Raw genomic sequence first — 14,989 nt, forward strand, 5'->3', positions numbered from 1 at the left:
TCCGTTTCTTGGTCATGACCAAGGCTTTTTCTGTTGATGTACTGCACCTCATCTGATGGCTCACAGACGACTAAGCAGTCCGAACTAACCCACCCAACCTTAAATTCCTTGGTCATGACCAAGGAATCCCAATCCGACAAGCAAAGAGGTTTTCGACCGTGATTGGCGTCTATGAGTGTCAAGGGCAACACCGGAAGCCGCAGCGCCCACCAGGGCGACCGGGTGAGGATGTTGGGCGTAGCCTTCACCCTTGATGCACATGGATGCCTTAAAGCCTGCTGGCAAGGGGCAGGAGCAAGGCAAAGCCGCTGAACCTGCCCCCGCAGCCTGTCCGGCAAGATCGGACGCGGTATGCAACCCGAAGGGGGTTGCTCCAGGCACTACACGACTCAAATCCTGTTAGCGTTCCTGCTCCTGGCTTGGTAACGGGTATGAGCGAGCAATGATCTCCATGAAGTTTTCGTATTCACGGCGACCGAGGGTAGAAGGTTTGGCTCCAGTGCGATTTGCAGCCAGAGTTACTTCCTCAACGTCTCTAGCGCGGCTAAAGACAAGATCAGCCTGCAACGCAGTTAAGGATGCTGGATCATTCATGCGATCCCATTGCTGTAGCCAGTGAGCAATGGGTTTGCTATCAGGAACGCCTCCCATCGACACCCGCATTAGACGCAGCAGGGCGTGGTGCTCATTGATCGTAAACATCGCTAATCTCCTTTGCTCGCAGTACCACCTTGGCGGCCCCATTGTGTTTTCTGTAGCCGTTCCATAACGTGCTGACGGTAGGCGGGATTAAGCATCGAGTTCCCCGCTGCAAGATGGTTCAGACGACCAGCCGTGACCATTTGCCCACTTTGCAGATCGCGTCTTGTGCTTTGCCTGTTCAGTCCATGAGTTACAGGCGACGCAGCAGCCTGGGCAACATCTCGCAGAGTGATGCCAGCCGAAGAAATGCCACCGGCCAAGGCTGCTCCAGCCGCATATGCTCTCTGCAACAAAAAGAGCGTCACACCCGTAACGATCAGGATTTCAAGCATGGTGGCAATCGGATGATCAGTGGTCACTGCCAACACCTTGGCGGTAAGCGAACTAAAGAACTTCGTACCCATGCCAAGGACGGTAGTCACCAAGGCTATCTGCATGATGGGAGTCATCACCTGCCCAACCCAACTATCAAACCACTTGGCCGTCACCGGAAACATTAGCATTGCGATGAAAAAGGGGCCGATACCCAGCATGACGGTTAGCATGATTTTGGAAGTAATGACCATGGCACCGGCTGGGATGGCGATAAGCAGCGTAGCGATATAGATAATGATGGCGTTCAACAAGTCCCAAACCACCATGCCGATTTCATACCAGCTTCTCTTGCCCATTTTGTCGAGCATGTCGCCACCAATCTGAAAGCCATCCGACACAACCTTATCCATGACCTGATAGACGGAGGTCGCTGCCACGCCGCTACCTGATGCCGAGAAGGCATCTGCCAAGCCTGCCTCCAAACCGCGCAGGGCTTCCACCACCCATGTAAGGTAAGTCGGAGCGCTCAACGCCAAGCCGCCTATAAGCAAGAACTTGCCGCAGGTTTTGAGAAAAACAGATGCCGGAATCTCTACGTATCCCAAGATGACAGCAAAACCCATCAGCACGAAGGTCAACGTTCCACCGAAGATCAAAGTATCGGAGAACATGGAAATGACATTGCTTGACGTGACTTGCACGAACATATCCAGCGTCATGTCGATGCTTTCGCCAATCCACCCAAAGATATTCGATTCAATAGCCATGTCATTGCCCCCCTTCCAGCGCATTTATGGGAGCATGTTTCGTATAACCTCGCTTCTCGACGGCCAGATGGTTTGCCGCTGTAATGGCATTGATGCAGTTGGAGGATGTGCCTAGTTCGCCTGGATTGGCCTGGCACTTGGCAATCATCGCCGTGCGCTCGACCTCATGGATCTTGTACCAATCGACGGTTTGAACGGGAGTGTTCTCGGCGCAGCCGGTCAGGAAGGCAGCGATGGCCAGGGCGATAGAAAGCTTTTTCATTTCCCTACCTCCTGGGCTTCGTATTGTTGCAACACGTCCAGGGCGTGGGCCAACTGAGCAGCGTCGATGATGCGCAACATCGCCACGGTACGCAAGGCACTTTCCCGGGTGCCAGCCCAATGACCGGCAAAGCGTTCGACGGAATTACCCAACACGAATACGCTAGCCCCCAGGCTTGCCAAAGAGAGAAAAACAGCAACAGGGGAGGCAATTACAGTCTGCCCCAGCATGGCAAAACCAAGCCAATCCAGAACGGCAATTACGAACGGACTCGCGGCGAAGGCCACAGCCAGAACGTCACCCCGTACAAGTGCAGGAGCACGGCGGCCAAGCTCACGAACAAAGCCCATACGGCTGATGCACAGCCACCACCTCTGCATAGACAAGAGCATAAAGAAGCAAGCAATCAGAATAGGAATGTGAATATAAGAAGTCATGGTGCATTCCCTCATTCGCTCAACAAGTTGAAAGGCTGATGCTTGGTGTACTCTCGGTTGGCAAGGACCTTGGCATTGATTTCACGCTGCCGTTGTTGCTGCAAGCGATCTTCAGCCGAAGCAACCATTGAGTACATCTGCAACTTGGTCTGCTCGTTTTGGATCAGTGCTTGCTCCGCCGCGATACGTCCTTGCAGCTCTGCGATCGACTTAGGGTCTTGTGTGCGATTGATCTCTTGCATCAAGGCGTCAATCTGTCCCAGGCGCTCTTTGGCTTTGTCGTAGGCATCCAAAGCAAACGCCTTATCTTGAGCACCCTTCACTGCTTGCGCTTCGCAACTGATCCGGCTTTGCTCATTCGTATGGTTTACGCAGGCATCGTAAATTTTGTTGTCGTTATAGACTTGACCAGCCCGGCCACTTAGCCCTGCATAGCCACCACTTTTAACGCTGTCATAGACGCCCTGCCAGTCGTCCGGAAGGTAGTCTCGCAACGCAGGGTTGTTCAGAACATCGCCCAAGCCGCGAACCCCGGTGATCGACTGATACTCCTGCTTCATCTGGTCGATCTGGCTGACCATTTGATCGTATTGCAGCTTCCATTTCGCCATGGTTTCCACTTGCTGCTGAACACTCGTTTTGATGGCCGCTCCATCAGTCACAGGTATCTGGGCCAGCGCCTGCGAGGAAATTAGGACGAGAGAAACCGCTACGCCCGTGGGCATAGAAAAGATTTTCATGTTATTTGCTCCGAAGTATGGAAAGACTTGCGGACACTGGGCGGTTCTGTTCCCGTCTGTCAGACCTTGTTTAAGGGTCGTACCCGGCTCGCTACGCGTTCTTAGGGTGTGGTCTAAGCGGTCGTTCTGTTCCCGACGGTCAGGGCGGTTTTAAGGCCCGCATCCAGCACGAATGATTTCGTTCTTGGGACGGTCAGTATCCTTACTGCTGAAACTGCTAGGTGTACAACTTACTGCTTCTAAGCCTGCTTTTTTTGCCTTGAGGTTGCCAGTAGCTCCTTCAGCCTCCTAGCTTCTTTTTGGCCTCTTTGCCTGTCTACCGGACGTGCTTCTACAGGCGGCACTAAGCCTTGCTCTGAAGCCTGCTTTCGTTGACTCGCAATTTTGCTAGCTCCCACCGGATTGAATTGCCCCGCCAGAAACTTCCTTTTCACAGAAAAAAGCCAGCTGACCCGCGACAATTTAATCTTGCCCGCCTGAATGGCGTAAGCAAGTTCGTCCAGCAGTTGCTGTGCATCTTGCACCGAGAGGCCCTTCAGTCCATTAGTGATGCTTTGGTGCTCCTCGCTTGTCAGCTGAGGAGGGAAAATCAAGTCGCGATGCGCCTTAGTAGTAGTATTTATTACAGATAGTATTTCTATACTACTTGTATTACTTTGCGTTGGATTTGCCATAGGTGGTTTATCCACAGACGGGTTTTCCGTACGTGGATAAACCGATCCTGGTGACTTGGCCTGGATAAAGCGTTTAGCCCTTTGAATTGGTGTATGGCTGTCACTGCTTGGCGAACGATCGGATATCAAGGTCCAATCACTATTGCAGTACCTTCCAGCAGCATCACGAATTCGATCGATGTTGAGATAGCCCAACTCCTGTAACTCCCGAACTTTGCCCCTGATGGAGTCGCGACCATTTTTGCGCCTAACCTTGGCTAAGAAGGCAATCGACAACGTCATATTTGCATGGTAGCTATTTAACAGAGTCCACAGACCCAGAGCACACAACGAAACCTCCCCATTACGAATGAGACAATTTGGGACGATCGTAAAGCTGTCATGATTAAATTGCTTGTGAAGGGTAAAGCTATCTGCACTCATAGCTGATCCTCTGATGCTTCAAGCTGCAACACATCATGCACCTGGGCAGTACGGAACCGAATGCGTCGCCCAATCCGGACAATTGTCGGTTTTAGGCGCTGCGATGTTTCATTGTTGTTGGAAATCGAATTTCTGACACTCACGGCCGACCGCCCTAAAACCTGAGCAAGATCCTCTACGGTCATTAAAGGCCCGAACCTGTCTAACATATATTTTTTTACCGTCATTACAACTCCTAGCGCACAAGCAAGAAAGTTAATAATTTGCCCACACAAAATAAGAGCAAGCACGGCTATTGTTGTTAGACAAAACCCCTTAGTCAACCAGAAAAATTAACGTAAGCTATTGAATTAAAACCAAAATACCCAATTTTGGTTTTCCTTTACGAATAAATAGTTGAACAGTATAGCTTTCACAAACCAATGAATATATTGGCATTAAGGAAGCCCAAAAACCAATATATACAATTTTGGTTTTTACATATAAATCTGTTTTTCCACGCTAAAAATAATTTTGTTGCGTTTTGTAAATTAAGAGTTTCACTCTACTTTCAAGCTCTACAAGGTGCAGCTATATCCTAAAACAGCTTATCTAGCTTGCCGACCAAGTCTTCTGCACGAAGGTGCGTGTAGCGCTTGAGCATTTGCATGGACTTATGCCCACTAATCGCTGAGACCTCCTGGTCACTAAGACCCGCCTCAACAAACCGGCTAACAGCCTCGTGTCGCAGGTCATGAAAGCGAAAATCCACCAAGCCCACTTCTCGCTTAGCATCATTCCACGCCTTATCGAACAGGTAAGGGCGGCGCATCCCGTCCCGCCCTGGCTCACCGAAGAAAATCAGGCTGGTCTCGCCCGGACGCATTGGGTTATCTAAGGCATCGCGAAACGTGGCCGTAGCTGAGACGGTAAGCGGGACAGTTCTAGGTGAAGAGTTTTTTGTGTGTTCCAGGCGTACTATTCGACGTTCCAAGTCCACCTGATCAACACGTAGCGTTGTGATCTCTGACAAGCGCATACCGGTCTCTACGGCGATTCTGACGATCCATCCGAACATTGGGTTGGAATGTCTGTCTGCGGTCGCTAGGAGGCGTTTCTGCTCGTCTGGGGTCAATCGACGATTACGACCAGCCCCAGGCGCGGGGCGTCGAATATTGGCAACTGGGTTGGTAGGTAGGCCGATGCTCCACTCTTTGATGGCAATCGTAAACAAGTGCCCCAACAGAGCTAGTTCAAGTCGTACCGTGTTATTGCTTCTCGGCTTGCGTATCCCCTTGGCATCTTCATCACCTGCGAGACGCATATCTCGGAAGTCAGCAATGATGTCAGGCGAGAGCGCAGCAAGAGAATACTTGCCAAGATGATTGATAATGGTTTGAGCTTTCTTGTGCTCGCCAACTTGCGTAGAAGGACGCTTGGTAGGAGTTACCTCCTTCAAGTAGCGCTTGAGTGCCGCGGCTACCGTCATGCGCTCAGCAGGGGCGCGTTGAATGTACACGCCACGCACCATTTCATCTTCAGTGCGGCGAGACCAATCTTCGGCATCGCGCTTGGTGCGAAATGTTTTGGCTACTGGGGGCCAACCCGTTTTACGAATGAGTGCTTTCCAAGTGCCAGAGGGTGTCTTAACAATCGTCGCCATACATGCTCCGTCGAACGCATTGCGCTGCGTCAGTGTACCGAAACTGTACCTAAGCGAACTTTTAAGAAAATCCCCCAGTACTGGGGCTATGACTTGAATCGCGCTAAGTGCTTGTGAACACTAGGGATTTTTGAGTGGTGCCCGGGGCCGGAATCGAACCGGCACGCCTTGCGGCGGGGGATTTTGAGTCCCCTGCGTCTACCAATTTCACCACCCGGGCTAGGTATGGCAACCTGGGAATCCAGGCTTGGAAGGAAAGATTGTTATTATACGCAGATTCCTCGGGGTTTTGGCAAGTGCTACAGCAATTTTTTTAAATTTAGCCTGGCACTGAAAACATTCCCGCCTAAAGTCCGTCTGAAGCTCCGTTTTCCGCCTGCTTTGTCACAACTGCTTAAGCATTAACGGACGGTTCTCGGCGGACAAGCACCTGCACCACTTCTGGCCATACTCAAACCTGGATTCCAAATAAAAAAACAGGCCAGGTACACCGTCCTGGCCTGCTCAATTTTTTGGTTCTGAGTATGGAGCCCCTAGTCCCCTGCCACAGCCTGCCCGTTACGAATCCACTCTCTCCAGATCGCGACCAACAAAGCCATCAGGACCGGGCCGATAAACAAGCCCACGATGCCCATTGTTTGCACACCGCCAACCAAACCAAAGAACGTAGGCAGGAACGGCAGTTTCACCGGGCCACCAACCAGGCGTGGTCGCAGTGTTTTATCAACGATGAACAGTTCGATAGCGCCCCACAGGAACAAGCTCACGCCAGCCACCAGGTGACCAGAGCCTATTAAATACAAGGACACCATTGTGAATGACAGGGGAGCACCGCCGGGGATCAGTGCCATGAAGCCGGTGATAACGCCCAAGAGTACGGGCGATGGAACACCTGCAATCCAATAGGCAATACCCAAAACCACACCCTCACCCAAGGCGATCAAGCCCATCCCGGTGACAGTGGAGTTAACAGTAGCAGGCACAACCCGAGAAAAGCGCTGCCAGCGGCCTGGCAGGATGCGCTCACCAACAATATCCAATTGCACCAGCAGCCTGTCACCATCTTTAAAGATGAAGAACAGCGTGATCAGCATGAACAGCACGGTCAACAGCAAGTGGAATACGTTGCCGGTAGCGGACAAGACCATGCGGTAGATATTGCCAAGATGCTGGCCGCTGACCATCTCGACCAGCTCGCCCAACGCGTGGGGTTCGCCTAAATAGACTTGCCAGTATTCGGTCAAGCGCTCGCCCATCAGGGGCATGGCTTTGATCCATTCCGGGGTCGGTGTGCCGTAGCGGTTGGCGGCCAGCGCCCAAGTGATGAAGCTGCTGGCTTCCTGGATCGCAAAGGACAAGGCCAGGGACAAAGGCACGACCAGGACCACGATGACGACCAGCAAGGCCAATGTAGCCGCCAATGCGGTGCGGCCATTACAGCGTACAACCAGCCGTTTATATAAGGGCCAACCGGCCAGGCCTATGATCAGCGCGGCCAGAACAGGGACCAAAAATCCCTTTAAAAAGTAGACGCCTGCAGCCAGCAATAGCAGCAATAGCCAGCGAGCGATTAGAAATGCGGGTAAGACGGGTTGCATAAACGGTGGAGACCCTCTTGTCTATTGGTCTGGGCATGGGTCGGTGCCGAAAGTTTTTTGACGATAGCATGATCACAGCCCGAGGAATACCCGTTTCTTACAACAAGCTGATAACACTTTTTAAGGTGGAAGCAGGCTCTAAGCGGCACCCGCGATCTGCATAGGGTCAAGACTCATCATTGCGGGCTGGATAGCAACATCAGGACTCGGTCGGTTCGATTGGACTGACTCGAATCTGACTCTTAATGAACTGCACCTCACACCGCGTCTTGCCAAGTCTACTCCTGCTGCTGTGAAGCAGCTTAAATGCTGCACACGAAAGCTTGAAATCTACAACAGGGGTTCAAGTCTTGTGATCCTCAGTCGCCTGAGAGCTGCAACAGGCATCACGTGCGAGTGCTGGTGCTGGTGCTGGTGCTGGTGCTGGTGCTGGTGCTGGTGCTGGTGCTGGTGCCTTCAGTTTGCTCTTGCAGAGATCCCGACTTCTTTTTTTTGTGGGCAATAAAAAACGCCCTTAGGCTGGATGCCTCAGGGCGTTTCTCTATATTCAGGGGCTTCTTTAGACAAGGCCGTGCCGGCTGTGGCTGTCTTTATCCCCTCAAGTCATGCTCAGGGCGCCACCGGCAATGCACGTTTATGCGCCGAAGCACGGAAGGTTTTGATGATGATCTGCGTGGCTTCATCATCAATCACCTTGCCTTCCAGAAAATCATCAATCTGGTCATAGCTGACACCAAAGGCGTCTTCATCCGGTTTCAAGGGGCTAAGACTTTCCAGATCGGCAGTGGGGACTTTGAACACCAAGGCGTCAGCAGCGCCCATCGCACTCGCCAAGGCACGCACACGGCGTTTGTTCAAGCCAGCCAAAGGCGTAATGTCAGCAGCGCCGTCACCAAACTTGGTGAAAAAACCCATCAGGGCTTCAGCGGCGTGGTCTGTACCAACCACCAAACCACCGTTCGCACCGGCAATCGCGTACTGCGCCACCATACGTTGACGGGCTTTAATGTTGCCCATCAGAAAATCCTGTTGTGCCGCGTCGCGGAACTTCAGGCCGGAGGCCAGCAATTGCTCCAGCATGGCATCCGATGCGGGCTTCACATTCACGACCAAGGTCTGATCGGGATTGATAACCTTCAAACCACCTTGGGCGTCTTTCTCGTCAGCCTGCTCACCGTAAGGCAAACGCACGGCGATGAATTGCGCTTGATGGCCTTGCTGACGTGCCTGCTCTACGGCTCGCTGAGACAGACACCCTGCTGCCAGGGAGTCCACGCCCCCGCTGATCCCCAGGACCAGGCTGCGGCAACCGGTACGCAGCAGATAGTCACTTAGAAAGCGGACGCGACGTTCGATTTCTTCCTGAGCATCGAAATGATCCGTGATCCCCAATTCCGCACGGATACTGGCTTGCAAAGCGCGTTGATCATCTGTCATGGCGCAGGCTCTCTACACAAAGTGAACAATAGTTCGATTGTAAAGGACTGGGAGAGCTGTGCCATACCGCCTTATCAGGGGCTTTTAAAAAATTGGGATCCTTATTCATTAAAAATGGATTCTGTATATAATCTTCAGTCAAGAAAAACAAATCGCCCTTACTGAGACAAGCCCCTTAGCTACTGCTCGGGCACCATAAAACCAGCCCATGCCATCCGGTGCCTTGCGCGACATTGAGCGTGCCTACGCGCTCGGCTGGCAGCAAGCTCACCAGACGTATCCCATGAGATCCTCAACTGAAATCGCAGACGAAATCCTGAGACGTATTCAGTCCGGCCACTACCGGCCCGGCGACTCGCTAAGTCAATACGAGCTTGCGGAGGAGTTTCAGACCAGCCGCACCCCTGTTCGGGAAGCCCTGCGTTTTCTGGAGGCACGCCGCGTGACCTCGTTGACCAAGACCGGGCGCACGATTGTGGCTATTCCTTCTGCCAAATCAATCCGCGAGGCATTTCAGATTCGGGCCGAACTGGAAGGCTTGGCAGCGCAACTGGCGGTGGACTGGATCAAGGACTCGGATCTGGAGATCTTGATGCAGCATCAGTCCGACTATGCCCGCACCTTGCGAACGCGTGTGCGCAGCGAGGAGGGGTCAGAATGGTTGCAACACAACCGCGCTTTCCACGACTTGATCACGATCACCAGTCACAACGAGCGCCTGCACGAGCTGATTCAGGAGCTGCAAAACGACAGCGTCTCCAGCGCTTTAAGTTTTGCCTCGAAAATGCCGCCGCGTTTGATGGAAGAAAATATTCTGGAGCATGAGGCTATCATCGCCGCGCTGGCTGATCGCAATGGCACCGCCGCTCGAGAAGCCATGACGGAACACGTTGCCAAGACCATGAATCTGGTCCTGGACTGGTTGCCAGAGCGCTAAGCAAAAAAACAGTGCCACCCGCAAGGAGAGGTGGCACCGCACAATCAAGGTGGTTTGCGATCCCCCGGACAAACCACCCGATTGTTAAAACCGCGGCCTGCGCACTTGCAGGCAATCCTCTACCAGCTGGGCAACGTCCACCAGCCACTCATCCTGATACAGCCCCCCCACCAGTTGCAGCCCCACGGGCAAGCCAGAGGCGCTGATTCCGGCAGGCAAGGAAATGGCAGGCTGCCGCGTCAAATTGAAGGGATAGGTATAGGGATTCCAATCCAGCCAATTCTGCGAAGCGGCGTCAGACGGCGCTTCCCGGCCCGCCTCAAACGGCAATATCGGAACGGTAGGCGTCAGGACCAGATCAAACTGCGCAAAGTGTCTAAGCATGGCTTCACCCAGCTTTTGTCGGCCAATCAGGGCTTGGTAATAGTCCGGCAAGCTGTTCTTCTCGCCCTTACTGGCAACCTGGCGTAGACCTTCGTCCACTAAAGGACGCTGTGCCGCAGAGACTTGATTCACCAACCAGGCCGTACCAGCTTCCCAATGCGCTGTAATCAGCTCTTTTGCACCGGCCAGGGGTAGCTCGGTAGGCACAATATGCGCCCCCTGCTCTTGCAGCTTGTCAGCCGCCGCCTGGATGATGCCCCTGACCTCGGGGCTGCACTGCTCATCCAGATGCAAACCAATACGCAGGCCCTGCAAGGTACGAACGGGAGCTCGCACATGACGCGGCAAAGGTACCGAGTTCCAGTCGCGTGGGTCGGCTTGCATCATGACGCTCAGCAAGCCTTTCAGGTCCGCCACGGATCGGGCCATGGGGCCTACATTGGATAAAGTCAGCATCGGGCCAGCAGGCCAGGCCGGTACGCCCCCAAAGCTAGCTTTCATGCCGGTGATGCCGCAAAAACTGGCGGGAATCCGGGTGGATCCGCCGCCATCCGTACCGATTTGCAGCGTCCCCATCCCCGCTGCCAGCGCCGTGGCCGCACCTCCGCTGCTGCCTCCGCTGGTCAGACTGAAGTCCCAGATATTACGGGTGACTCCCGTTAGGGGACTGTCCGCCGTTCCCTTCCAGCCAAACTCCGAGGTCGTCGTTTTGCCGATCAGTACCGCCCCGGCCTCACGCATCCGCGCCACCGAAGGCGCGTCATCCTGGGCAGCGTCCGCCATCTTTGCTGCACTTGAACCATAGCCAGTCGGCAAGCCACGCACCAGAAGCAAGTCTTTAACTCCGTACGGAATGCCATCCAAAGGACCACGTGCCGCACCTGCCATCCAGCGAGCCTCTGATTCGGCAGCCTCTTGCAAGGTCAAGGCACGGTCCAAATAACAGTAGGCATTCACAATGGGATTCCAGCGATCTACCGCATCCAGCGTAGCCCGCGCCACATCTACAGGAGACACCACTTTGCTTTGATACAAGCGCTGCAGTTCATCCGCACTGGCATAAATCAGATCCATAGAAGTGGGAGACTTCATGTCCACGGCGCTCTCAGATTTGGCGATTGGCTCATCCTTGTGGGAACTGCGCATCATGCTGACGCCTCCATCAAACGAACCAGCACCAGGGAGATCTCAGGCACATAAGCCAGGATGAACAGAACGATGATGGCTGCAATGACAAAGGGCATGACCCCTCTCACCACCACCTCGTAAGGCTGGCCAGACACGGAGACCGTCGTGAACAGATTCAGGCCAAAGGGAGGGGTAAAGAAACCCACCACCAGATTGACGCAGAACACCACACCCAAATGGATAGGATCCACACCCAAGGCAATGCCGATAGGAACCAGAATCGGTGCCAGGATCACGATGCTGGCTGCAGCATCCATCACGCAACCCACCAGCAGCAAAAACACCACCAACAAAGCCAGGTACAGGAACTGTGTATCAAGCAAAGGCGTCAGTTCCGCCACCATCAGCATGGGGATACGCGCCGAGGCCAGAATCCAGCCAAAAATACCGGCTGCACCCAGAATAATGCCCACCATGGAAGAGGTTTCCACCGAGCTTTTCATGACCTGCCACAGAGTACCTACGGTGAACTGGCGATAGCACACGCCCAACACCAAGCTGAATACCACACCCACGGCGGCGGCTTCGGTAGGCGTGAACACACCACCATAGATGCCGCCCAGAATCACAACAGGCATCAACAAGGACGGAATCGCCTTCAAAGCCACCATGACCATCTCTTGCGAGGTATAGGAACGCGTTGCGCTTTTAGGCACTTTCAGCTTTCTGGTCAGCAGCATGTGGGTCAGCATGAAAGCCAGAGCCATCAACAAGCCGGGCAGGATATTGGCTACAAACAGCTTGGGGATAGAAACGTTGACGGTTGCGCCATACAGAATCAAGGCAATGCTGGGCGGAATGATATTGCCCAAGGCACCGGACGAAGCCGTAATCCCTGTCGCCAAAGAAGCCGGGTATTTCTGCGCGATCATCGCGGGCATCATGATGGCACCAATAGCCGCCACCGTTGCCGGAGCCGAGCCAGTCAAGGCACCAAACATGGCACAAGCAATCACCGTCACATAGCCCAGTGCGCCATGGACGCGCCCGACCAGCATGTCGATCAGATCAATCAGGCGCCTGGACAGACCCGCCTTTTCCATCAGGTTTCCCATCAGGATAAACAGCGGCACCGCCAGCAAGGGGAAGGAGTCCAGCCCCGCCATCACACGCTGCGGCACAACAATCAGTGGCCGCATGCCGGTAAACAGCAAAAACAGCGCACTGCACAGCAATAAGGAAAAAGCGATAGGAATGCCCGCGATGAACAGCGTGAACATCAAGCTAAAAAGTAAGAGAGCTTCTTGCATTTACACCCCCTGCGCCGCTGGGCTGGGCTGATCCCGATACCCGTCCAGCAAGGCATTCACACACTGCACGGCAATGATGGCGCCACCTACCGGCAAGGCCGCGTACACATAGGCCATGGAGATGCGCATGGCAGGACTAAGCTGTTGGTAAACGATGGCAATCAATTGCAAACCCTGCACCAGCAGGACCAGTGCGCAGGTCAAAATCGCAATCTGAACCAAGCCGCTATGCACTTGGCGGGCTTTGCCTTTCAGTCGCATCACCAGCAGGTCAATCACGGCATGACCATTGCTTTTAACCAGCACAGCTGTGCCCAGCATGATCATCCAGATAAAGCTGTAGCGTGTGATTTCCTCAATCCACGGCGGGGAGTAACCCATAAAATAGCGCCCGGCCACCTGTATTGATGCGGCCAGCACAATCAGCCCCAGAAATGCCGCCCCCAAGGTTCTGCATAAGCTATCCAGGCGGGTACTGACTCTATCGGCCCAATCGAGCAAAGAGTGTTTCATGATGGTTATCCGCCAGGATTATTGAGCAAGCGCCGCAGCACGGGTGACCAGATCAGGATCAATCACCGTCTTGTATTTTTCGTAAATCGGCATGACGGCTTTGCGGAACTGCGCTTTATCCACATCGGCATTAATGGACACGCCTGCCTCCATCAGTTTCTTCTCGATCTGCGCTTCGCTCTGGATCAGGAACTGACGTTGCTCCTGCACCGACTCACTAGCCGCTTTCTGGAAGATGGCTTTTTCATCAGCCGATAAGGTGTCCCAGACCCGCCCGGAAATCACCAAAGGAATCGCCACATACACGTGCTCGGTTCGGGACAGATAAGGGGCCGCTTCGTAAAAGCGACTGGTATAGAACAAGGCCGTGGGGTTCTCTGCACCATCAATGGTTTTTTGCTGCAGGCCAGTAAACAGCTCCGGATACGCCATGGAGGTGACATTCACGCCCAGCGCCTGCCAGGTATCCACATAAATAGGACTTTCCGGCGTACGCACTTTCATGCCGCTCAGATCCGACAAACTGCGGATTGCGTGCTTGGAGTTATACAGATTCCGGAAACCGCCATGCCCCCAGCCCAAAATTTTCAGGCCGGACTTTTCCAGATCAGCCTCAATCGGATCCGTGAAACTGGAGTCCAGAGTTTTGAAGGCGGTCTGGTAGTCCTTGAACAGATAAGGCAGGTCAAACACCATCGCTTTTTTCTCGAAGGTGCCCAAGGTGAAGCTGGCCAGCAGGCTCATGTCCACCGTGCCCAACTGCATGCCTTCGGCCACATCGCGCTCGCCACCCAGTTGAGCTCCGCCCAACACTTGGACCTTGATGGCCCCCTTGGTTTGATCTTCCACTCGCTTGGCAAAATTCGTTGCCAGGTGGTGGTACATGTCTTCGCTCTGCTCTACCGAAACGTGGGCAAGCTGTAGCGTTCGCGGGCCTTTGCTCTCGTTGTTGGCGGTATCGCCAGAACCGCCTTTGTCACATGCGCTCAGCGCGCCCAGCATCGCCAGAACCGCGATTCCCACTCGTGTCATTCGTTTCATGATCGTCCCCCTGCATCCTGTGGTATTGAATTTCTGTTCAGTTTTATTTGTGTTTCAAGCCAGCCCTGATCGGGCTTTTTTTGCTTGTTGATGCTGCCCATACGCAAAGGCATGGGCAGCTTTCCTGTAGCTCGCTGTTAAAGCGGGACTGCTTACACCGCTCTGGACTCTTCCTCTAGGGAACGGCGGGTTTTCATATTGAAGCGGCCTTCATAAATCGCAGGCTGGCGGGTGGTCGGCCCCATGTACTGCACGTACAGAATCTCGCCATCTTCCAGGGTCGTCAGTGCGTGCTCGTAATGCGGGTCCGGGTGAAACACCATGGTGCCCTCGCCGTAGATCACGCCATTGATCTCGAACTTGCCCGCCAGGATGTACCAGATCTGGGCAAAGTAATGGCTGTGCAAAGGGTGCCCGGAACCCTTCAGATACTTCACGACCCCGGCGTTGGGAATGGTGGGGTCGTCTTGCGTGGGGTGGAACATCATCTTGGTGAACTGCCCTTCGTAGCGCAGGTTGTCCCACTCCAGATCATCCCGATGCTTGACCGCCATTTCCCGGTGAGCTGCCGTCAGCGGGCCACCAATGCCACCCGGATTCAGAATCGGAGCCAAGGTAATTGGATCTATTTCACTCATCACTTCCTCCTTAAAAACCAAATTAACAAAATGGGATCCCG

The 14,989-nt window shown here is 53.8% G+C and carries 15 protein-coding genes and 1 tRNA gene; 1 reads left to right on the forward strand and 15 read right to left on the reverse strand.

The genetic code is table 11. The annotated features are described in order from the left end of the window. Nucleotides 1-399 precede the first annotated feature (399 nt). The 10 genes from N879_RS12050 to nadE form a co-directional block, all read right to left on the reverse strand. On the reverse strand, nucleotides 400-702 hold the full coding sequence (locus N879_RS12050) for a hypothetical protein (protein WP_009463719.1): 303 nt from the start codon (nucleotides 700-702) through the stop codon (nucleotides 400-402). A gap of 2 nt (nucleotides 703-704) precedes the next feature. Further along, nucleotides 705-1,784 carry a type IV secretion system protein gene (locus tag N879_RS12055; RefSeq protein ID WP_021447030.1) on the reverse strand — a complete coding sequence of 360 codons (1,080 nt, stop codon included), beginning with the start codon at nucleotides 1,782-1,784 and terminating at the stop codon, nucleotides 705-707. 1 nt (nucleotide 1,785) lies between these two features. Then, entirely contained in the window at nucleotides 1,786-2,046 is a 261-nt protein-coding gene (locus tag N879_RS12060) for an EexN family lipoprotein (RefSeq protein ID WP_009463717.1), read from the reverse strand. Next, nucleotides 2,043-2,483, reverse strand: coding sequence for a hypothetical protein (locus N879_RS12065; protein ID WP_009463716.1), 441 nt, complete (start codon nucleotides 2,481-2,483; stop codon nucleotides 2,043-2,045). Before N879_RS12065 ends, N879_RS12060 begins: the two co-directional genes overlap by 4 nt. Before the next feature lie 11 nt (nucleotides 2,484-2,494). Continuing rightward, a complete protein-coding gene (gene virB5, locus N879_RS12070) occupies nucleotides 2,495-3,223 on the reverse strand; it encodes a P-type DNA transfer protein VirB5 (RefSeq protein ID WP_009463715.1) in 729 nt (242 codons plus the stop codon). A 239-nt stretch (nucleotides 3,224-3,462) separates the two neighbouring features. After that, on the reverse strand, nucleotides 3,463-4,320 hold the full coding sequence (locus N879_RS12075) for a hypothetical protein (protein WP_009463714.1): 858 nt from the start codon (nucleotides 4,318-4,320) through the stop codon (nucleotides 3,463-3,465). 577 nt (nucleotides 4,321-4,897) lie between these two features. Then, entirely contained in the window at nucleotides 4,898-5,962 is a 1,065-nt protein-coding gene (locus N879_RS12085; protein ID WP_021447031.1) for a site-specific integrase, read from the reverse strand. 135 nt (nucleotides 5,963-6,097) lie between these two features. After that, nucleotides 6,098-6,182, reverse strand: a tRNA-Leu gene (locus tag N879_RS12090). A 313-nt stretch (nucleotides 6,183-6,495) separates the two neighbouring features. Continuing rightward, complete coding sequence (locus N879_RS12095; protein WP_021447032.1) at nucleotides 6,496-7,560, reverse strand: AI-2E family transporter; 1,065 nt, start codon at nucleotides 7,558-7,560, stop codon at nucleotides 6,496-6,498. Nucleotides 7,561-8,169: 609 nt separating this feature from the next. Next, a complete protein-coding gene (nadE, locus tag N879_RS12100) occupies nucleotides 8,170-8,997 on the reverse strand; it encodes an ammonia-dependent NAD(+) synthetase (protein ID WP_021447033.1) in 828 nt (275 codons plus the stop codon). Between the two features lie 283 nt (nucleotides 8,998-9,280). Here nadE and N879_RS12105 point away from each other — a divergent pair, with 283 nt between their 5' ends. Beyond that, complete coding sequence (locus N879_RS12105; protein ID WP_031232756.1) at nucleotides 9,281-9,934, forward strand: GntR family transcriptional regulator; 654 nt, start codon at nucleotides 9,281-9,283, stop codon at nucleotides 9,932-9,934. Between the two features lie 84 nt (nucleotides 9,935-10,018). Here N879_RS12105 and N879_RS12110 read toward each other — a convergent pair whose 3' ends face one another. The 5 genes from N879_RS12110 to N879_RS12130 all read right to left on the reverse strand — a co-directional run bounded on the left by N879_RS12110 (nucleotide 10,019) and on the right by N879_RS12130 (nucleotide 14,948). After that, on the reverse strand, nucleotides 10,019-11,467 hold the full coding sequence (locus N879_RS12110; protein WP_021447034.1) for an amidase: 1,449 nt from the start codon (nucleotides 11,465-11,467) through the stop codon (nucleotides 10,019-10,021). Beyond that, nucleotides 11,464-12,756, reverse strand: coding sequence for a TRAP transporter large permease (locus N879_RS12115; protein WP_009462580.1), 1,293 nt, complete (start codon nucleotides 12,754-12,756; stop codon nucleotides 11,464-11,466). The genes N879_RS12110 and N879_RS12115 overlap by 4 nt, the downstream gene beginning before the upstream one ends. Further along, nucleotides 12,757-13,269 carry a TRAP transporter small permease gene (locus N879_RS12120; protein ID WP_021447035.1) on the reverse strand — a complete coding sequence of 171 codons (513 nt, stop codon included), beginning with the start codon at nucleotides 13,267-13,269 and terminating at the stop codon, nucleotides 12,757-12,759. Nucleotides 13,270-13,287: 18 nt separating this feature from the next. After that, nucleotides 13,288-14,310, reverse strand: coding sequence for a TRAP transporter substrate-binding protein (locus N879_RS12125; protein ID WP_031232758.1), 1,023 nt, complete (start codon nucleotides 14,308-14,310; stop codon nucleotides 13,288-13,290). Between the two features lie 152 nt (nucleotides 14,311-14,462). After that, nucleotides 14,463-14,948 carry a cupin domain-containing protein gene (locus N879_RS12130; RefSeq protein ID WP_009462584.1) on the reverse strand — a complete coding sequence of 162 codons (486 nt, stop codon included), beginning with the start codon at nucleotides 14,946-14,948 and terminating at the stop codon, nucleotides 14,463-14,465. Nucleotides 14,949-14,989 lie beyond the last annotated feature (41 nt).

It is taken from the genome of Alcaligenes sp. EGD-AK7 (genome assembly GCF_000465875.3).
Classification (GTDB): domain Bacteria; phylum Pseudomonadota; class Gammaproteobacteria; order Burkholderiales; family Burkholderiaceae_B; genus Alcaligenes; species Alcaligenes phenolicus.